The organism is Spirosoma sp. (assembly GCF_026391055.1).
Taxonomy (GTDB): Bacteria; Bacteroidota; Bacteroidia; order Cytophagales; family Spirosomataceae; genus Spirosoma.
Genome location: NZ_JAPLET010000029.1, coordinates 66,110 through 83,676 on the forward strand (window position 1 = coordinate 66,110; position 17,567 = coordinate 83,676).

The window sequence follows — 17,567 nt, forward strand, 5'->3', positions numbered from 1 at the left end:
TTATACCGCCAAAGAAAAAATAGTTGACTTACGGATAGTGACCGTTATTGTCCTATCTGAGCTTTTGTGTATGATTGTAAGGTATTATTAACTGCTATCTACAAAGTAATATGAGTAAGCATTTACTTATTTTGGTATTATCCCTATTTGGGATTCTAGTTTTAGTCCTTACTAACCCTAGGGAGGAGGAACACAAATCGGCTGTAAGGGTTAAAATTAACGCCTTTATGCAACATAAGTTAAAAGAAACAACTTCCAGTTCAGGTGACTCTTTTAGCCAACTAGGACAAGGCATAGGCTCACTATTTGGCGGTTATGTGGTTGATAAGATTATCGACACAGCCATTACACGGGACAACTATTTAATTTTTTCAATAACAAAGTTCTCGTATGAGGGTAATGACAAAGTTATTGGATTGGGGATTTTAGGAAATGTCTTCTTGTCATCAAAGGTAGACGAGGCTTTAGAGGATACACAAAAAGATTCATAAAAAAGTGGACTAATATTAGTCCACTTTTTTATGAATTAAATAAGAATGTGCTTGTAAGTTCTGCCAGTCTTTATTTCACTTACCTTCCTTCTACTTGTCTGCAACTTTTTACTAATATTGGCGGGCGTTTCCCCTTTTAACAACAATTGCTTTATTGTTTTCACTAAATCATCGGAAAGCTTAGAGGCTTCAAATGCGGTAATTAAACGCACGGGCAGCACAAAGTCTCTTATTTCAAGATCAGTCAATATAATCGATTGCCAAGCCCTGCCAAGTCTTATTCCATTTACGGTTGCTTTGCTAACACCTAATGTTTCGACAATTTCCGAGGTCTTCCAATCTTTGACTATAAGGAGCTTGATAGTTCTGGCTACCTGTTCCGTTATTTTGGCATGTCCACAACTCTCTCCCTTGGCCTTACCCCTCATTACGTATTTTATACCAGTCAAGTAACTGCGAGATTGTCCCGATTTTACTTGAGATACAAATGACTTAGTAACATTAAGCATATCAGCAACAGCCTTATTCGTTTTGCCCTGAGCAATCAATTGGACGATCTTAAGAACAATATCATCCGAATGCTTAGTATTAGTTGAATAGCCTTTATTCGTCCCTGCCTGCTCCCTCAAGTTATACCCATATTGCCTGTTGTTTGCTTTATGAGCTTGGATAATATCATTTTCAAATCCTATTAACTTTCTCTGGAAATTTGACTTGGTATCACTTAAGGGAAATTCTATGACCACTAGAATGTTAAATTGCCAACACTCGGGAGGATATTTATTGTAAGCTGATTGTAAATAAATATTAGCATGCTTGTTTCTTTTCAATTTTGACTTGTGAGCTACAAATCTTGAGTATAAATCAATGGTTGATCCAATGTAGCACTTGCCGTTTACAATATTTAGAATTTGATAAACACCTGCTACATTGCGATACTCGGAACTGATTTTATTTTTCATGACACATGAGAAAAAGGCGAGATTAACTTTATAGTTAACCTCGCTTATTGATTATTGATGTACGGATTTTTTTCGAGACATTTTTGCCTTTTTTCTTAATTGAATGGGATATGAATCAGTCAATTCATGACATGAGCGACATAAACAACGACCATTTGCAATGTCCCACAAAACCGGACACATTAAAGCTTGTGCTATCGTTGTGATGTCATTCTCTCGAATGAGAACAGCTAAGCTTTTAATGTGGTCAGCTTCAATAACCCGTTTTCGACCGTTCCTAGCTCCGCAATGCTGACAGGTAAATCGGTCACGAATAAACACCGCTCTCTTCCAGTCTTCATACTCGGGTAGCTGACGAATAAGACGAACAAGGGAAGTCTTTTTTAAGAGGGGCTTGCTGTTCATAAATCATCTGAGGTATTAAGTTCATTAACAACAAGCTTGTGCAGGCTATCGAGGTGCCCGTATCGTTCTAGTGTATCAAGCATATTTTCCCCCTCATTTTGCTTAAGGCGATGTACATTGATAGCATAGACTTCAAATAGCCGCCTGTAGAGGTAATTCCAGGTTTCTCGCCGGTTGTAACCCTGATAATCACAGTAGTCGTCTATTTTACGGTTAATGCGTTGGCGTAATGAGGGATGAGGTGCGTTCATGCCCGGCAAACCAAGCTGACGACTACCACGCCGAATTTGACGCGGGGCAGTGGCGGAGCGGTCCTCAGACATAATGCGATCCACGTCAGCACGTAATTGACTGAGCAACTCCTGTGTTCCGGCCATAAGTTGATTCTGCTGAGCAACTAGCTGAATAAGCACCTGCTCAGTGGTTGGGATAGGTGATTGGAGTCGTTTTTCGCATTCCAGAAAATATCGCCTCGCCTCCTCGCCCTTTTCCGTTCGGGCTAACATGGAAAGCCGTTTAGCAAAATCCAGCGTTAGTGCATAATCGACAGAGGGTCTGCCCTTTTCTGTATTTTTCGACATCATGTCGAGAACTTGCCAATCTTCCCCCTCTGTGCTATAAGGATTGTTAATGATATTCTTCTTTGACCATCTTGACCACTGTGATTCATCAAGCCCTAAGAAAATATACAATTCGCGGGCTGACACTACGGGCGAACCTTGTCCGCCCGTAGTGATTTGAATTAGCTCATTCATGCTTCAACCGCTTCTGAAAAAATCCATTCTGCTAATACCACAGCATATAGCTCCTCTATGTAGCCGAACCGTTCAGCTACACTTATAAGGCTTTCGCCAGCCTGACGCGGGTGTGCATTTAGATTGACACCATACAAAAGCTGCAACCGGCTGTAAACGCGATGCCATACCCGGTAACGAGCCTCGCCCGTTGTCTGTGAAATCGTCGTAACGACCGTTACGGCTTTGGCGCGAGTGGTGGTTGGTTTATTCATGACCTCCACCCCCTTCTTTTGCGCCTTCCTCTGCCTCGATTTGGAAAGCCTCATACGTATCTCGTAGTCGGGCAAAAAATGAACTCATACTTAAGGCCGTATGCAACTGACTCCTAGTATGCAGGTCAGCTAAATCAACGTGAGCTTGACTAATCCATGTTGTGAGCATGTCATTAATTGTTGGCACTTGGTTTGGTGCCTCGCATTGAATGGTAATCAATTCGAGCAAGTGAGTTAAGTGCTCCAATGCTCCCGGATTATCAATAATCTTTTGCCAATAGGCGCGTCGAACGGCAGCCGCCGTTGGGGTTGAGTGATTTTCCATAGCAAGAAAGAGGATTAAGCAACCCGACGAAAGGGCTGATAGGTTACCGTGTTGACATGTCGCTTCTGCATAGCCTTATCGACAGTATGCCCGGTTGTTTTTACGTAGTATCTTTCTGTAATTGTTACCGAACTATGGCCGAGCATTCGACTAACAGCACCTATATCTTCATACTCTGAATAGAAGATAGCTCCTGCTGTTTTTCGTCCAATCTTACAGGTCAGGCGACGCTGAAAGCCGATAAGTGTAGCAACGGCATACATTTCACGGTTAATTTCCCAATCCTGCGGAATCTCACTTGTTGGCCGGGTTGCCAACAGAGACTCTAAAGCGGGCAGCACAGGAATGTGGCACTCAGCAAATGGTGGCTTTGATCGACTAATGACAATCTTCTTATCCCCCCACTGGTTTGTGCGCTCATACAGAGCTCTGTTCTCCACATACCTTACAGCATCACAATAATCTAATCCAGTCAAAAAAATCACCCCCATCCACCAACAAGCAACGCCCGCTTTACCCGGTAGGTCCAATTGCCAAAATCGATTTAAATGCTCATGGTCAAGAAAATAAACGTCTTTTGTTTTATCGCGAGGTAGTTTTTGATTAGCTAGTGGATTATGCTTTAATCTTCCTGACTCAACTATGTAATTAATCGCTTCAACCAATCGATTTACGTAACGCGTGGCGGCGTCGGCGGACATTGGTCCCGTTTTCATTAACCAACGGTGGTACGACTTAACCCAAAAAACCGTCAACTCGTCAGCAGGTCCAATACTTAACGGCTCATCAACTTGCGTCTTCGCTATATAAGCCTGCAAATAGGTCAGCCCGTATCCCCACTTATCTAGCGTTGTCTTTTTTAGCTCTTTTTCGGGAAATCCGCCCGACTGTAGCTCATTCAAATAGGTGGCATAGCAATTAACCGCCGACCACTTTTGTGCTTTAGGGGAATCTTCGAGAGTAAAAGGCTTGCCTGTTTGGTACTCCTCTTTTACGCTTTTAGGGGTGGGGCTAAATCCCATTGCTACCTGTCGGTCATATACGTCATTGATTTTAGCTCTTGTAGCATCTAAAATACCGTTGAACCTACGAGCTTCATTGGAACGATCAACTGCCCTTTGTTGCACCTGATTCCAAGATATGTTAGCTGTCGTTAAGCTAGTGCCATCAGCTAGTGTAGAGAATGCTGACCCCTCATCTCCATTCACGCTAATACGAATTTGAATGGTTGAGTAGCCTTTCCGCTGACAAAATCGGATGCTGATCGGCAATCTTCTTTTAGTAAGAAGTGTCTTAGGGGCTGTGGTAGGCAGGTTACGCATGAGATTGGCCCTCCTTACCTTTTAAAGATGCAATTCGCTCATCATTTAAGGCTGTTACGTTGCAATAGTCCGTGCCGATATTAAAATAATCGAACTCGCTATTCAGATTTACCAAGAAACCAATGAGGTTAACGACTGCATCAATGTGAGTTCGTTCGATTTGACGAATGTCCTTCGCGTTTATTAAATAGAAGTCCAGTAAAGAAACTATTCCCGGTATGGGGTTTTTGCGCTCAAATTGACCTCTCACTAACTCAAGAACCCTGAAAAGGTCATTCTTTTGTAGGTCATCAGTGGCAACCTTAAGTAAGAAGTCAGAACGCCAATCGTCAGGCAAGGGGTGGTCTTTGGCCGTAGTTTTGGCCGCTTCTGGATTTGGGATTGCAAAGGAATCCCCTTTCACGTAGTTTTGCTCCGTGTTACACATTTGACTTGGAGGTTAGATTGTTACACATCGCCCATGCAGTAGATTCGCCGTCTCTGTATGGGCACCTTTTTTTGTTGTCAACTCACTTCATACTTCGCTAGGCAACCCGCTTAGGGTACTGTGTAGCTTTCTTGTGCCTCATTGACTTTACAAATATCGCAAGACTTTACAAATAATGCAAGTGTAAGGTCAAATTTTTTATTTGTCAGTCAGGATTATTTTTAAATCCATACCCATAGCATTAGCAATCTTGAATAGCACCTCTGTTGACATATTCAATGTGCCACTTTCGTACCGAGCAACTGCCGATTCGGAAACCCCAATTTTTACCCCCAACTCTTTTTGAGTTAACCCCTTCCTAATTCTAATCTCCTTAATCTGCTGGCTTATGCTATGCTTAACGCCTTCCATAGTTGCAATTATTTTCTCAAAGGTAGCAGAATGTTGCCATATATGTAAAGTAGAAAGATAGCATTTATTTAAAGGTCAGCAATGACTAATGGATTATTTCATGTATATACACGTAATTCGTCAGCTAGCCAGCCAAAAATAAAACTGCTCAATACGGATTATCTGCAAATAAATATGCAAGATTATCTGCAAATAAATTTGATTTCATTTGATACCATTTGACCAAATATGTTGTTACTTTGACAAAGGCAGAACAAAGTTACGCTCAAACATTAGTTCTACAGTAGATCAACAGTTGTTGTGTAGTTGCTAAACAGTTGTCCCTTAGTAGACGAGTAGTATAAATAACGAAGCTAACCACATCCTCAATTGTATTATGGAAGCGATTGGAAATCTCATAGAACTTGCTGTAAATCATATAGATACGATTGCGACGGCAATTGCATTTATTATTGGATTTCAGCTTGCTTATAAGTTGTTTCGCTCATTACTGTCCGATTACAAACGCCGGAATACAGTAGAGTTCAAGCATAAAGACGCTCCCGAATCAATTACGATTTCTGTTAAGGGTAGTAAAGAGGATGCCAAAAAGCTTGTCGATTATGTAAATCGCTATCATCACTCAACGCCTGCTTAATAGTCAGTATGAGTCAAGTTGAATCCGATTCATCAACTGATGGTAATCCCTATAACCAAGCTGGCCTAACCTCTCTGATTATTGGCCTTTGTACTGGACTGACCGACGATTCTAAAATACGCAGTACAGTTGCTCTTATTGCCCCCTTTATTAGCTATGCCATCATATATCTAATAAAAGACTGGCGAAAAAAGAACAAGATTAAAAAGGCCTGCTTGTCAATTGATAATAATTTAGCCCGTATCAGGACTATCAATCAAAATCAGAATTTACCTGCTAATGAACGAGAAGAGAATGAACGGGAAATAATTAGGCTCAGTCAGTTGAGAACGAATACGGAGCTTCAACAGTACGATGTAAAATAACACCTCCGCCTCCGCCCAATATAGCGGAGGCGTTTTTTTATAGTAAACTAATAGCCAGTCACTACCCTCGTTTTCCTTAAGTTCCTGTGTAACTACCTCGTTCATGTTTCTTGGGTTGTGAAGCCTCTATGCGTTTTTTCCAGGCCTGGTAATAGAAATAGAAATCAATGGTATCCATAGCTTTTAGTGCTACTACTCCTGATGGGTTACCATCGGACATGGCCGTAAGCAGATCTGCCCAGTACTGCCGACGTGTGGCAATTTGAGCCTCTATGGTTCCAGGCTCGGTCTGTGGCTTTCGTCGGCCTCGCTGTTTATCGTCTGATCCTGACTCAAAGACATTTCGGTGATTTCGGAAGAGATTGTCGAGAAATTGGCGACCAAGCCGAGCGCCTGCCTCAAAAAAAAAGCGGAGTCAATCCCTGCGCTTTCCCAGATGCCAATTTTCGTGCGCATCACCTGGTCATTAAAATAGCGTCGGTCCTCATCAGGCATGTTTATAAACAGGGCACAGAGCCAAACCGCAAAGGGTCGTTTGGCGGCAACGTCATTAATAGCTTTCAATGCATTGTAGTTTGTATTGATAAGCGTTGTCATCACCTTTTCCCCCTGGAATGCCCGTTCACACAAATCGATGTTGTTTCGCAACACCTTAACAAGTTCGGTAAACGATACACCTAGTCCTACCTCAAGCCGAAACCGTTCAAACATGCTAAATCGGTCAATGCTTAATTTATCTTCTATCAAAAAAAGTTGGGATTGTGAATTACCAACTTCATCAATCCATCTGCACGTAAATTCAGTGGCAGTGGCGGGTATGTTAACTAGCTCAGTCATTAGTTGAGGCGGTTTAGCAACCAGGTTGCCAGATAAGACGAAAGGGCAATTAGGTATAGCAGGCCGATGATATTGAACGGTAAAAACAGGAGTCCGACCCACAAAGCGAATTGACCTGCAATGCACTTCTCACACGTCAAAATGGGTTTCAGGTAGATTTCAGACCGATCATAAGCCTCCTGCCGTATCGCGCTGAAGGATCGGTTGTCATCCGGACTTGGAATGACGCGCATGACGGCTGAATCGGCGTATAATTCACGCAAATGGTACAGGTACCGTGCCCACCAGGCTAATACCTCACCGGGCTGGGTAAACCGGAAATAAGCGACTGAAATTTGTGCCAGGATAAACGCCATAGCGGTGTATTCTAAGAACTCAGACAAGGCAAGACTCATCGACAAAGGCAGTTAAGGCCAACTCTATAGCGACGTAGCCATAGGGGGGCGTTTTGAAATTGAATAAGGGAGCAAATCCGGTGTACTTCAGGAATGGATCCGTTGTTGCGCTGGAGTAGCCCGAAAGCTGGAGCGATGTGACGGCGGAGGCTTCATCCATTATGGGTATTGTTCGCCCATTGGGGCACATTGTTGCCATCAATACCCGTCCAATTCGGTCAGGAATACAGTTGTTAATCAACTTGCCGTTAAACCAGCAAATGAGCGTCAACCGGGTTTGAACGCGCTTGAATCCATTCACCATGGATGTTCGATAGGTACCGCCCTCGAAGAACACAAAGCCGGGTTTGGCCTGATCCGGTACCAGTCGTTTCCAATCGTCCTGACAATCGCCGGTTGGGCATCCGATCGGGGCGGGATATGAAAGTTTCTTTTTGTTGCCTGAGAGGGCATCACTTTCGATGGTCTGTACCAGTCCAACAACATCCGCCAATAATCCCTGTACTTTCAAGGGCATCAAGCGTTTTACCAGTACGTCAGCAATAAGGTCGTTCATAATAGTTTGAGCCAATTGGCGGTGCCTCGTTGGATATCTTGTTGCCGGTTGGCGAGTTCTTCAGGGGTATTGCGATAAAATGCCCCGTAGCGTTTGATGTTAGCCACAAACACCGCCGCCCGATCGCCCGATATGCCGACGCGGGCGCTAACCTTTCCGTTGCTGACGGTTACCGATAAAACACCATACTGTTTCCACATTTCGCCGGTATATGTCAGGTTGACGTCTTGACTCTTCAGGCCTTGTGCCTGCCGAAGTCCATACCAGTTCACCCGCTTGTTTTCGTCGAGGTACTTTTTGCCGGATTGATTTAACTCCTGCCCTTTCAGAAAGTAGGATGGCACCTTTTTTTCAGAGTATTTGGCTTTGTTACCCGGCCTGCCATCGGCATCAATACCGGTGTCAATGCTACGGGCTTCCATTACCGATACACCTGTTTCCGCAACCTCCGTCATCAACTCAACACCTAATTCGGGCAGGCGTAAAGCGAGGGCGCGGAATCGTGCCGCCATTTCTGATTCGTTCATAGGGTTAAGGTGCCACGGTGCATTGTAAGGCCTGGTTGACAGAGGTAACAGCGTTGATCCGGAATGTTGCCGCTCCAGTTCTGGGTAAGCCATGTGATGTACTCACTCATCTTAGCGGTCCACTCTGCCTTTTTGGCTTCCAACTCCCCTTCACGGATCTGGGTATAAGGAGACAATTGCCCGTTTTCCAACTGGTCGATGACGTTGAGCCCCGTTTTGTAGTACAGCATGTACCCGATGGCGGCCGTGTATTGGTTGTTGGCCAGCAAATCACAGACAAGGCCTGTGAAGTCGCATTCGGAGTAGATGTGCAGCAACAGTCCATGGGCTAAATTGCCATTGATGCTCCTGAGCGGAGTTGCCAGAACGAGGTTCAGATTATAATCCTTGTTGCCGCAATTACAGGACAGCTGGTTGTTGCGCGGGTAGTATCCACCCAGAAGTGGGTAGGTGATACTATAGGTCGATCCGTCCGTTTCCAGCTTAAGGGGTGTCACATCATAACTGGCGCTATCCAGCATGGCAACATCCAGCGTCCAGACTCGAATAGGAACACCGTTTTTGCGGACGGTTACCGGTAAGGCATCCACGTTGGCGTTCAGTAACAGGCCAAGGCGGTCGATCACCAAACTGCCGCCTTTTAGTACGTTCGTGCGAAACTCAATGCCGGCCGTTGATCCACTGACGCTAACAATGGTTGTTGAGTCGATTTCACCAATCATCCGGGAAAACGAACTGAACCGATTTTGAACCCGTCCGCCGATAAAGCCAATGATTTCGGCGGGTAGTTGCAGCATAGCCGCTTCATAGGCATCAATCAATGGTGCCCAGTACGTTGCAGGATCCACGCCATTGGATGAGTCTGCATCAGCGAGTAAGCAGGATCCAACCAAATTCCAGACGTAAAGGCCTAAACTTGATTGGATATCTACTCCGATCGGAAACGAAGTAGGCGGGTTTTTGACAATTCCGACTAGGCCTTTAAGACAATCCATGTTGACAAAAAATAAGGTAAGCGGGCACCGGTCAGGTACCCACTTACCATGGTTTAACTTAGGCTACCACTGGAGGACACGCGTAGGGAGCGGGCGAACAGATTGTTGGCAACGTGTTATCGGCTTGGAATTCCAGAATGCCCGTACCGGTGTCACCTGTGAGGGTTGGGTTTTTAAAGGCATCCCAAACAATACGGTTTTCGAATACCCGGTACAATTCACAGTCACCGGCTTGGCCTGGTACCGCAATTGTTTGGCGTGAAACGTACACATCCTTTTGGACCGCACCCTGACGAGGTAAAACCAATCCATTGACATTTTCCTTGTAACGGATCATGTCTTTCGGTAGATCCTCCGCCCGATCGGGGTTGACGGCCTTGAACGAGAGGGCAACGGCGCCCCGGTCGAGCATAAACAGTTTGTCGAGCATACCGGCATCAATGAACGTATCCAAATCGGCCGTGATGTTGGCAAGCCCTAATGCCGTGCGTTTGGCCGGATCTGTCTCCAGCTGCGCTTGGATAAGCGCTTTAAAGAACATCGTTCCATCCAGCAAGTAAGGAGCCCGCATTTTGTTGCGTTGCTTCAGTAGTTGCAGGTAGGGAATGAAATCCTGCCATACCAGGTTGCCGCGTGGGATGCGGGTGAGGGTAGGAGTTCCAGCGGCAATGGTACCAAGGTTGGCACCGCCGAACTCGTTGCCTTGGGTAGCGACGGTTGGCACCTTGTTAACACCTGCATAACCATGGATTTTTGTCAACAACTGTACACCAAGTTGTTTGATCAGGGCGCGGTCAGCTGCCAACGACTGCGTTGCATAGATTGACTCAAAGTTGGCCAGGTTTTTACAATAAGCCTCTTTGATCATGAACGTAGCTTTGACCATCCGTTGCAGCTTGTAAGTCTGCGTAATGCTGGAGGCCATAGGTCCGGTGATTTCGCAAGGTACCACCTGGTGAACCTGATAGTTTGAGCTTGACGAAACACTTACGTTGGGCTCTACCCAGCCAATTTCCACACCTGCGCAATTGTCAGCCAATTCCAGTTCATTTTTAAACGCTGTGGTATCGTTCTGAGCGATCGCGTTTAACACCTGAACCGTTGGGTCATACAAGACATCATCACCATTTGCCTTTGCATCTGCCCATGCTGACCGTGCGGCCAATTTTAACCGGGGAACGTCTGTTGCAGTGAAATCACCTGCTGCCATCGAAATAAAAAGTAAAAGTCGTGTTAGTGCCCGAAACCGCCTTTCGGGTTAGGCTCGCTGGAGTGAGTCAAAGAAATCGCGGGCTTTCTGCTGATCCGCGAGTTCGATAGAATCATCTTCCAAAATGGTGTTTAACGCATCCTTCGTGCGTGGTTGCAGGTTGACCACTTTCTTGGGACCGGCTGGAGGGTTACCACCCTCTTTTTTGGCACCTGACGAGTCACGGTCTGGAGCTTCGAACTCAAAAAACTGACTGGCACGCTCCTGGCGGATCTGCTCCCATGTGAGGGGAACGCCCATTTGATCTTCAAGCCGCTTGTCACCCTCAAAGTAGTAGGTCTGTCCATTCTCGGTTTTTTCGGAAATGCCTGTGAACGAGTTCCGGTACTGGTCGACAAGGAGTTTCTTCTGCCCTTCGTGGGTTGGCAAAATGGCTTTCAGTTCAGTTAGGGCACTTTCTGCCTTTTGTTGCAGGTTCAGTTCGGCAATACGATTGTTTACGCGTGTGTCGAAGTCGGTTTTTAGCTTTTCAGCCTCCGACTCCGCTTTGGTGGCGCGCTGCTCAATCGTGATGTATCGGCTGTCTGCTTTGAACTTGGCATCTGACAAGGTTTTATCCTTATCATCGACGGGTTCTGGCGTGTAGTTGTCCTTCAGCGCGGCAATGGCGGCGGGGATATCGGCGGTTTCATCAACATCAATCCCAAATGTGTCCTTAAGGGCCTTGTTGAGTTTTTTTTGCGCTTCACCCATACCGGCCGAATGACGGCCTTTGTAAACTTTCGTGCTGTACAGCGTTTCGAGTTCTTTAGCTCCATCCTCTGTGGAGGCTTTTTCCTGTACCTGTTCTAAGGTCAATCCAAGCATTTTGGCAAGGAATGGACCCATGAACTTGGCAAATTCTTCAGCGTTAAACATAGTTGATGCACCTAGCCGGTGCGAGCACAATGAGAGTTAACAGACAATAGGCCGTCTGCATGGCCACTTCGTTCGTTGTTGTTGAGCCAGTTCAAGCCATGGCGGGCCACAATGTCTTTACCGGATTACCTCCACGTTTGTAAGGAGCTTACCATCTTTCAGGCGGTTATAGTCCTCAATAGGTAGGTTGGATTCTGCCTGGGTGATCGTGTTCCGGAACTTGATCATTTCACCCGATTTTGCCTTTTTGTCAACGCCCTCCACCAATGCTGGCGAGGGCGTTTGCTTGTCTCTGTCTGGCATGCTGGTTACTGAGGTTTAGCCTTTCGGCTTCGATTAGTTTTTACCTCTTCGGTGATAGTGGGATTGGTATCGGTACCTGTAGTGTCGGTACCCTCCGTTTGGCTTTCGGCTGTCTGATCCGAAGCGGTTGCAGCATCACCCGTTGGGGCATCTGCTGGTTTGGCATCGGCATTACCATCAACACTGGTGTCGACAGTCGTGTCAATCTTACCGTCAACCGGGGCATCAACCGATTGAGGTGCGTTCTGGTCACCAACCGGGGTTTCATTGTCCGTTTTGGGCTCCGATGAAACAACCTGATCGTTGGACTGATCAACCGGGGTGGTATCGTCAATCCGGTTGGGATCAAAATCGTTGGCACCTGGCTTTTGCGGATCCTCACTGAACGGCGGAATACCTACCGGTGTGGGCTGGGCAGCCTTCTCACCAGACAAACCGGGTATGCCTTCGGGCGTCGGTTGGGTGATCGCCCATCCATCATAGGTACCATCGGCATTAAGGCCAATTTGGTCCAATTGATGTTGGCTGAACATCTTAGGAATACCATCCTTACTTGCCTGGATGTTTTCTTGAAAAGGATTCATATTAAAAGGCGTTTTACCGTTTAAAAGTCAAACAATAATATAAAAAAATATTGGTTCTTCAACTTAGAACACATCTGTAGGCTGTATACGCAATAACCGTATGAGCCAATAACGAGCGTACAGTTTGATGTAATCCCGACGATGGTTATCAAAGAGTTCGGGTACCCGGTGGTACTGGTCAGGCAAAATCTCTTTAATAAAATAATACGAATGAAAACGGAATTCACTTCCCCACGTATTATCCTGATAATGCCCCGATGGCAGGCGGTTGATAACATGTAGGCAGGTGCTTTGATCCCGATTATCGAGCGCATAGACGAGAAACATTTTGTTTTCAGGCTGCAAAAAGCAATGGTGAACGGCAACCCGATGACATTGATAGTTGTAGCGCATCTCTCCACAAACAAACTCCTCTTCTGGGATTCGGGCGAAGTTGCGGGTAAAATGCCTCTCCAACCGTTCTTGGACTCTTTTGATATACCACTGTTTCATTGGTTAGTGATTAGTTTTCCACATTGACACGAACTGACGGGCTTTACTTCGGCAAATGCTTCCGCTTCTATTAGTTGTTCTTCGCTAAAGACTTCGAACAATTCCCCCTTGCTGACGCAAACCGATGCTACCGAACAGAAATTATCCGGTATGTCTTCCAGTTTTACCGTTGCCCTGTATACCACATTGGCCCACAGTTCACGCTTCAGGGTGAATTTGTCTAATGGTAGTCGGGTATACTTTGAATAGCGTGCTGCGATTGTAGACATATTGATTGTTAGTTAAGTTTGAATACTTCATTGTTTCTTGATACGTAATACTCCGTTCTTCTCCTCCAGATCGCTCCGGCGCCGTAACGCTTCGGCGTTGTTGATATAACTCCGATGGTGTCTGCAACGGATCCCTCCGCACATGGTAAATGGGTCATACCCGGTTCGTGGCTTGCCGTTGAACAACCCTTTCGACTTATCCGAATAGCCTCCGTACGTGTCTCGGGGCGTTCCAAACTTTTCCGTTTCACTGTCGAGGAATGTTTTGCCGTTACGCTCCACACAAAATGGCCGTGATGACTCGATCAAACCACCTAAGTACAAACTTGCTTTCAGGTTGGCCCGGATAGCAATGGCACGTTGCAACACCCGATCGGCCTCCACATGGGGTTGGGTATCGAGGGAGTTAAATAGATTCGTTAAGATGCCCGGCACTTTGGCTTTGCCCTGCACAGCTGGAGAGACAATGGCCGTCAGCTGCCCGGCATCCAGTTTGCGCAATTTGGCATCCGTTACCAGGCTGATCAGTTTGCGGGCTGTGCTGGTGTCGTTGAGGATCTGCGACAAATAACCCTGTTTAATCAGGTAGCCGGTTGTTGTCAATCCGATCGCTGAGAGAAACACCGTTTTACCCTCCTCCACCACCGCTGGTTTTACGCTCATGGCGGTAAAATACTCGGTGTTTAATTCGGATACTGCCAACAGACCTTGGGCTAATTCCTGAATGAGTGCGGACCACTGGTTATTCCATCCGGATAGGACAATCATCGTTTGGGCCGGATCCGCAATGAGCTTGGCGGCGGCTTCGATGAGTCGATTTGCCAAATCCTGTTCAACACCAATTACCGACTCTTCAAAATCGGCAATCAGCTTTTCGATGGCGGTTATTCGTTGCTCTGGCGTCATTAGGCGGTTTTCTGCTACTGAGGATCATTAAGCGGTAAGACCTTACCCATGTTGACTTGTAGCGTTTCGGCTGGCAAGTCGGCCATCACCTTGTCGATATACGTGTTGATCAAGGGTGTTCGCTCAGTATCCTTCATCTCGTAAAATTTCGCATTCGACCGCTCCAGGTCAGAAAATACGCTATCCTGATAGGCGAGTAACACCATATCCCGTTTGCGGATGTAGCCTTTCGCATCCAGATACTGAACCATAGCCCAACTGAGCCCCATAAAGGGAATATAGCTCATGCGGATCTGATACTTACGCAATCCCTCAGGGTCACCTTCATAACGCTTTTCCGCCAAATCCTTTATTAGCTGCTCAATCTCAAAGGCCGGTGCCTCGGCTTCGATGGCGGCTTTTAGGTCGGCGTAAATTTCACTGGTCGAAACTGGCTTCAGGTCTTTTGGCAGGTCATAGACAGTACCCAGCTTTTTGTAATCGAATCCTACCGGCGAAACGACCACGGCGGTCGCTCGTATCAAAAACTTACGGGTAGCGGCTTTATGCTTACCGAACGGCATCAATGTATTGTTGATATCGTCACGCTTTACGCCAATCTCAGTGGCGGTCGGATCCGACGCAACAACCGATTGCCTTGGTACCAACTCATTATTGAATATGGCGACATACACCCCATTCGATAGATCGGCCAAATCACCTTTCAGCGCATCAAACGTTCTTAACTCATTCTGAACGTAAACGATCAGCTTGGAGAGTTCAGGAATCTTGTCAAGGTCCTTAATCGATACCTCCAACGTATCCATCGGCTGTGTGTGGGCGGTCATCAGGCCGCTGCCTCCGCACTTTCCGCACTTGCTGCCGTCTGGTTTGAATCCACCATTGCACGTCAGGTTCATGGATGGGTTTTCACCTGGGCACGGTGGCACCGCTTGAACACGCTGCGGAAAGGTGTGCAGGTACTTCGTTAAATCGAAATTGGATCCTGTTCGCAAATGGTCGACCAACAATAAACGGGCCGGTTCAATGGGTGAAACGTAGGTTTCAAACTTAGTGGCCAGGTCGGGCAGGTAGCCTAACGGATAGGCCTGTACGAAAGGCAATTTCGTTTCATACCGTTGGCGGAGGTACTTCGGTCCGTTGGTTTCTGGCTGGTAGATGGCGTCATATCCGTCTATGGCTTTAGGTAGCGAATCTTCGTAACTAACACCCTCCTCGGTCTGCCGATTTTGCTCACCACTATTCATCTGTGAATACCGTAAAACGTACTCTCCAGCGTACAACAGGTAATCCGTTACGTCAAACTCTTTGCCATTCTGATCTACTACCGTCAGGTTTTCTTCAACGAGTAGGTAGTTCAGTTGCTTTTGCCGGTTCTTTCCCCATTCGTAGACTTCCGATGACCAATAAATTACACCCCATGGTTTGATGGTGTTAGCTTCCTTTTCAAACTCCAGTGCCACAAATGCGCCCGGGTCGATCAGGGCAACCCAATCGAATAGTAAGGATAGGTATTCATCAATACCCTCCTCCCCGTAAAACTCGTCGAGTGCTACTTTGATAGGCTCCAGTTCTTTGGCATCCTCTTTGGTGTCAAAGGTCAGTAGCTTCCGGATGTTTTGCAGGCGGGACAACCGTTGAAACTGCGCCAATGCCGGCTTAAGGATTGATGGCGTTTTAGGGATGGTAATCAACTCCCGTTGAACAAATCCGGGGTCATCTTCGCGCCGTTTGAACTGAACCAAGAAACGGGCGTAATCCTGACCGGTGGCCAGAGCGGTGTAATCAGCTGCCAGGTCGATGGTACGCTGATAGTTGATGTGCCTACCGCGTTGCTTTAGTTTGGCCGCCCGATCCAGCCGGGCAATGGCTTTTTCAATCTCAATCATAATTAACGACGATTCATGTCCTGTTCAAAAAAATTGGAGAATGCACCAATGGCAAAGTAGCTTTCGGTCGTGTAACAGTGCCCGTACTTCTCATAGGTGGTACCAGCGGCATCCTTTGCCTTTTCAACCAAAAAGCCAACCTCACCCTGTTTGAGCTTTTGATTGTCGACAATGGTGTTTTTGCAACGTGGGTCAATGATCCATTCAATTGGATACTTACCACCCAATATGTTATTGAAGAAATCCCGCTGTCGGATGACGCTCGGGTTATGCTTCATTGTCCTGTCGGAATTGTTGTGCAGTATCGGCCGTAAGCCTGCTTTAACCCAATCGTAACGCCGTTCATTGGATTTGCCTTCAATCCGGTTGTTGCCCTGGGCATCACCATAGACAAAACCTTGGGAACGTAGATGCATGGGGTAGGAATGCCAGTAACGGGCCAAATACTCTTCACAAACCGCCTCCACTGAATTGCGCGGATGCTCCAAACATATTTCATCGAACTGGCGTACCTGCCAACCTCCGGATCCGCTTGGCGCAATCTGATAACAGGTCATCGTCATGTAGGGGTTTACGTTGAAATCCCAGCTGAGGTGTACGGGTGTACCTGGTATGAAGGGTGCCGGTTTGACGTGTTTGACAAAGGAGAAATTATGCACATACTCTTTGCCGGTTCGGATCTGACCCCATTTGCCTAAAACGTAAACCTCGTAATCATATTCACTGATATCCTTAAGTGCCTCCAGGCGGGCAATATCTTCGGGAGCGGCATACTCATTATCATGGTATGTACAATGAACGACTAATACTTGGTCAGCGTAAGCCGGATTGTCTATCAATTGCGTTTTAATCCAATGATCTTCAGAGACTGGATTTAGAACTAAGACGATTTGAACTTTTGCTGTTGGATGCCGAACGCGTCGATCAAGCTCTAAGAAGTCTTCAAACTCAAATTGGTCGGCCTCTTCCATAACCGCCCGGCAATATTCAGCCGCTGATTTTAAAGAGGCAATGTCAGCTGCCCCAACAAAAGCAATTTCTCTGCCTGTTTTCTTATCACGAGCGGCCCGATTGTCACCCGAATAAGTCATGGCAATCCTATCAGGAATATAGCCCCAACTTTGAAAGTTTTTCCTAACGAGCTTGTAACAAGACTTACGAAGATCAACAGACTTTTTTCTGAGCATCAACGTGTCGGCTTTGGCTGTTAAGAGTGATAAACATTCCGATTGATGCGCACTATATGATTTGCTACTGTTAGAGCCGCCAACTATGACGATGTAACGCTTGTTGCTTTCCATTGCGGCTCTATATCTGGCAAACATGCCTGTA

24 protein-coding genes are annotated in these 17,567 nt (G+C 46.3%); 3 read left to right on the forward strand and 21 right to left on the reverse strand.

What is annotated here, in order from left to right:
- The first annotated feature begins 110 nt into the window (after positions 1-110).
- A complete protein-coding gene (locus NT073_RS28140) occupies positions 111-491 on the forward strand; it encodes a DUF4359 domain-containing protein (protein ID WP_297380605.1) in 381 nt (126 codons plus the stop codon).
- A gap of 35 nt (positions 492-526) precedes the next feature.
- On the opposite strand, the gene NT073_RS28145 is transcribed toward NT073_RS28140, so the two are convergent.
- The 7 genes from NT073_RS28145 to NT073_RS28175 form a co-directional block, all read right to left on the reverse strand.
- The gene (locus NT073_RS28145) at positions 527-1,453 is read right to left on the reverse strand and encodes a GIY-YIG nuclease family protein (RefSeq protein ID WP_297380608.1); all 927 of its coding nucleotides are present in this window, start codon (positions 1,451-1,453) and stop codon (positions 527-529) included.
- Positions 1,454-1,854: 401 nt separating this feature from the next.
- On the reverse strand, positions 1,855-2,613 hold the full coding sequence (locus NT073_RS28150; RefSeq protein WP_297380611.1) for an antA/AntB antirepressor family protein: 759 nt from the start codon (positions 2,611-2,613) through the stop codon (positions 1,855-1,857).
- Positions 2,610-2,867, reverse strand: coding sequence for a hypothetical protein (locus NT073_RS28155; RefSeq protein ID WP_297380613.1), 258 nt, complete (start codon positions 2,865-2,867; stop codon positions 2,610-2,612). The genes NT073_RS28150 and NT073_RS28155 overlap by 4 nt, the downstream gene beginning before the upstream one ends.
- On the reverse strand, positions 2,860-3,192 hold the full coding sequence (locus NT073_RS28160) for a hypothetical protein (RefSeq protein ID WP_297380615.1): 333 nt from the start codon (positions 3,190-3,192) through the stop codon (positions 2,860-2,862). The genes NT073_RS28155 and NT073_RS28160 overlap by 8 nt, the downstream gene beginning before the upstream one ends.
- Before the next feature lie 14 nt (positions 3,193-3,206).
- Entirely contained in the window at positions 3,207-4,514 is a 1,308-nt protein-coding gene (locus tag NT073_RS28165; RefSeq protein ID WP_297380617.1) for a phage integrase SAM-like domain-containing protein, read from the reverse strand.
- Positions 4,507-4,917, reverse strand: coding sequence for a hypothetical protein (locus tag NT073_RS28170; RefSeq protein WP_297380620.1), 411 nt, complete (start codon positions 4,915-4,917; stop codon positions 4,507-4,509). The genes NT073_RS28165 and NT073_RS28170 overlap by 8 nt, the downstream gene beginning before the upstream one ends.
- A 222-nt stretch (positions 4,918-5,139) precedes the next feature.
- On the reverse strand, positions 5,140-5,352 hold the full coding sequence (locus tag NT073_RS28175; RefSeq protein ID WP_297380623.1) for a helix-turn-helix transcriptional regulator: 213 nt from the start codon (positions 5,350-5,352) through the stop codon (positions 5,140-5,142).
- A gap of 376 nt (positions 5,353-5,728) precedes the next feature.
- Here NT073_RS28175 and NT073_RS28180 point away from each other — a divergent pair, with 376 nt between their 5' ends.
- Together NT073_RS28180 and NT073_RS28185 are read left to right on the forward strand one after the other, a co-directional pair.
- A complete protein-coding gene (locus NT073_RS28180) occupies positions 5,729-5,989 on the forward strand; it encodes a hypothetical protein (RefSeq protein WP_297380626.1) in 261 nt (86 codons plus the stop codon).
- Between the two features lie 8 nt (positions 5,990-5,997).
- Positions 5,998-6,354: a hypothetical protein gene (locus tag NT073_RS28185; protein ID WP_297380630.1), complete on the forward strand. Its 357-nt coding sequence runs from the start codon at positions 5,998-6,000 to the stop codon at positions 6,352-6,354.
- A 270-nt stretch (positions 6,355-6,624) separates the two neighbouring features.
- Here the strand turns inward: NT073_RS28185 and NT073_RS28190 are convergent, their stop codons facing one another.
- The 14 genes from NT073_RS28190 to NT073_RS28255 all read right to left on the reverse strand — a co-directional run bounded on the left by NT073_RS28190 (position 6,625) and on the right by NT073_RS28255 (position 17,536).
- Positions 6,625-7,191 (reverse strand): hypothetical protein, encoded by a 567-nt coding sequence (locus NT073_RS28190; protein ID WP_297380632.1) that lies wholly within the window; start codon positions 7,189-7,191, stop codon positions 6,625-6,627.
- Positions 7,191-7,586 carry a hypothetical protein gene (locus NT073_RS28195; RefSeq protein ID WP_297380635.1) on the reverse strand — a complete coding sequence of 132 codons (396 nt, stop codon included), beginning with the start codon at positions 7,584-7,586 and terminating at the stop codon, positions 7,191-7,193. The genes NT073_RS28190 and NT073_RS28195 overlap by 1 nt, the downstream gene beginning before the upstream one ends.
- Complete coding sequence (locus tag NT073_RS28200; protein ID WP_297380637.1) at positions 7,567-8,142, reverse strand: hypothetical protein; 576 nt, start codon at positions 8,140-8,142, stop codon at positions 7,567-7,569. The genes NT073_RS28195 and NT073_RS28200 overlap by 20 nt, the downstream gene beginning before the upstream one ends.
- Complete coding sequence (locus tag NT073_RS28205; protein ID WP_297380638.1) at positions 8,139-8,669, reverse strand: hypothetical protein; 531 nt, start codon at positions 8,667-8,669, stop codon at positions 8,139-8,141. Before NT073_RS28205 ends, NT073_RS28200 begins: the two co-directional genes overlap by 4 nt.
- Positions 8,666-9,517, reverse strand: coding sequence for a hypothetical protein (locus tag NT073_RS28210; protein WP_297380640.1), 852 nt, complete (start codon positions 9,515-9,517; stop codon positions 8,666-8,668). Before NT073_RS28210 ends, NT073_RS28205 begins: the two co-directional genes overlap by 4 nt.
- A gap of 205 nt (positions 9,518-9,722) precedes the next feature.
- On the reverse strand, positions 9,723-10,874 hold the full coding sequence (locus tag NT073_RS28215; RefSeq protein ID WP_297380643.1) for a hypothetical protein: 1,152 nt from the start codon (positions 10,872-10,874) through the stop codon (positions 9,723-9,725).
- A gap of 48 nt (positions 10,875-10,922) precedes the next feature.
- On the reverse strand, positions 10,923-11,792 hold the full coding sequence (locus NT073_RS28220) for a hypothetical protein (RefSeq protein WP_297380645.1): 870 nt from the start codon (positions 11,790-11,792) through the stop codon (positions 10,923-10,925).
- 117 nt (positions 11,793-11,909) lie between these two features.
- On the reverse strand, positions 11,910-12,095 hold the full coding sequence (locus NT073_RS28225; RefSeq protein ID WP_297380648.1) for a hypothetical protein: 186 nt from the start codon (positions 12,093-12,095) through the stop codon (positions 11,910-11,912).
- Positions 12,096-12,100: 5 nt separating this feature from the next.
- Positions 12,101-12,679, reverse strand: a complete 579-nt coding sequence (locus NT073_RS28230) for a hypothetical protein (protein WP_297380652.1) — start codon at positions 12,677-12,679, stop codon at positions 12,101-12,103.
- Between the two features lie 63 nt (positions 12,680-12,742).
- Positions 12,743-13,171: a hypothetical protein gene (locus tag NT073_RS28235; RefSeq protein ID WP_297380655.1), complete on the reverse strand. Its 429-nt coding sequence runs from the start codon at positions 13,169-13,171 to the stop codon at positions 12,743-12,745.
- On the reverse strand, positions 13,168-13,440 hold the full coding sequence (locus NT073_RS28240; RefSeq protein WP_297380657.1) for a hypothetical protein: 273 nt from the start codon (positions 13,438-13,440) through the stop codon (positions 13,168-13,170). The genes NT073_RS28235 and NT073_RS28240 overlap by 4 nt, the downstream gene beginning before the upstream one ends.
- Positions 13,441-13,467: 27 nt before the next feature.
- On the reverse strand, positions 13,468-14,346 hold the full coding sequence (locus tag NT073_RS28245; protein ID WP_297380660.1) for a hypothetical protein: 879 nt from the start codon (positions 14,344-14,346) through the stop codon (positions 13,468-13,470).
- Between the two features lie 14 nt (positions 14,347-14,360).
- Positions 14,361-16,235: a hypothetical protein gene (locus NT073_RS28250; protein WP_297380663.1), complete on the reverse strand. Its 1,875-nt coding sequence runs from the start codon at positions 16,233-16,235 to the stop codon at positions 14,361-14,363.
- Between the two features lie 2 nt (positions 16,236-16,237).
- Positions 16,238-17,536 carry a PBSX family phage terminase large subunit gene (locus NT073_RS28255; protein ID WP_297380665.1) on the reverse strand — a complete coding sequence of 433 codons (1,299 nt, stop codon included), beginning with the start codon at positions 17,534-17,536 and terminating at the stop codon, positions 16,238-16,240.
- Positions 17,537-17,567: the final 31 nt, after the last annotated feature.

Excerpts from the sequence above, each read along its gene's own strand:
- NT073_RS28180 (WP_297380626.1), top strand. The coding sequence starts at position 5,729 with ATGGAAGCGATTGGAAATCTCATAGAACTTGCTGTAAATCATATAGAT.
- NT073_RS28145 (WP_297380608.1), bottom strand. The coding sequence starts at position 1,453 with ATGAAAAATAAAATCAGTTCCGAGTATCGCAATGTAGCAGGTGTTTAT.
- NT073_RS28200 (WP_297380637.1), bottom strand. The coding sequence starts at position 8,142 with ATGAACGACCTTATTGCTGACGTACTGGTAAAACGCTTGATGCCCTTG.
- NT073_RS28250 (WP_297380663.1), bottom strand. The coding sequence starts at position 16,235 with ATGATTGAGATTGAAAAAGCCATTGCCCGGCTGGATCGGGCGGCCAAA.
- NT073_RS28235 (WP_297380655.1), bottom strand. The coding sequence starts at position 13,171 with ATGAAACAGTGGTATATCAAAAGAGTCCAAGAACGGTTGGAGAGGCAT.
- NT073_RS28155 (WP_297380613.1), bottom strand. The coding sequence starts at position 2,867 with ATGAATAAACCAACCACCACTCGCGCCAAAGCCGTAACGGTCGTTACG.
- NT073_RS28225 (WP_297380648.1), bottom strand. The coding sequence starts at position 12,095 with ATGCCAGACAGAGACAAGCAAACGCCCTCGCCAGCATTGGTGGAGGGC.
- NT073_RS28160 (WP_297380615.1), bottom strand. The coding sequence starts at position 3,192 with ATGGAAAATCACTCAACCCCAACGGCGGCTGCCGTTCGACGCGCCTAT.
- NT073_RS28240 (WP_297380657.1), bottom strand. The coding sequence starts at position 13,440 with ATGTCTACAATCGCAGCACGCTATTCAAAGTATACCCGACTACCATTA.
- NT073_RS28185 (WP_297380630.1), top strand. The coding sequence starts at position 5,998 with ATGAGTCAAGTTGAATCCGATTCATCAACTGATGGTAATCCCTATAAC.
- NT073_RS28230 (WP_297380652.1), bottom strand. The coding sequence starts at position 12,679 with ATGAATCCTTTTCAAGAAAACATCCAGGCAAGTAAGGATGGTATTCCT.
- NT073_RS28150 (WP_297380611.1), bottom strand. The coding sequence starts at position 2,613 with ATGAATGAGCTAATTCAAATCACTACGGGCGGACAAGGTTCGCCCGTA.
- NT073_RS28215 (WP_297380643.1), bottom strand. The coding sequence starts at position 10,874 with ATGGCAGCAGGTGATTTCACTGCAACAGACGTTCCCCGGTTAAAATTG.
- NT073_RS28245 (WP_297380660.1), bottom strand. The coding sequence starts at position 14,346 with ATGACGCCAGAGCAACGAATAACCGCCATCGAAAAGCTGATTGCCGAT.
- NT073_RS28220 (WP_297380645.1), bottom strand. The coding sequence starts at position 11,792 with ATGTTTAACGCTGAAGAATTTGCCAAGTTCATGGGTCCATTCCTTGCC.
- NT073_RS28140 (WP_297380605.1), top strand. The coding sequence starts at position 111 with ATGAGTAAGCATTTACTTATTTTGGTATTATCCCTATTTGGGATTCTA.
- NT073_RS28165 (WP_297380617.1), bottom strand. The coding sequence starts at position 4,514 with ATGCGTAACCTGCCTACCACAGCCCCTAAGACACTTCTTACTAAAAGA.
- NT073_RS28190 (WP_297380632.1), bottom strand. The coding sequence starts at position 7,191 with ATGACTGAGCTAGTTAACATACCCGCCACTGCCACTGAATTTACGTGC.
- NT073_RS28255 (WP_297380665.1), bottom strand. The coding sequence starts at position 17,536 with ATGGAAAGCAACAAGCGTTACATCGTCATAGTTGGCGGCTCTAACAGT.
- NT073_RS28205 (WP_297380638.1), bottom strand. The coding sequence starts at position 8,669 with ATGAACGAATCAGAAATGGCGGCACGATTCCGCGCCCTCGCTTTACGC.
- NT073_RS28195 (WP_297380635.1), bottom strand. The coding sequence starts at position 7,586 with ATGAGTCTTGCCTTGTCTGAGTTCTTAGAATACACCGCTATGGCGTTT.
- NT073_RS28175 (WP_297380623.1), bottom strand. The coding sequence starts at position 5,352 with ATGGAAGGCGTTAAGCATAGCATAAGCCAGCAGATTAAGGAGATTAGA.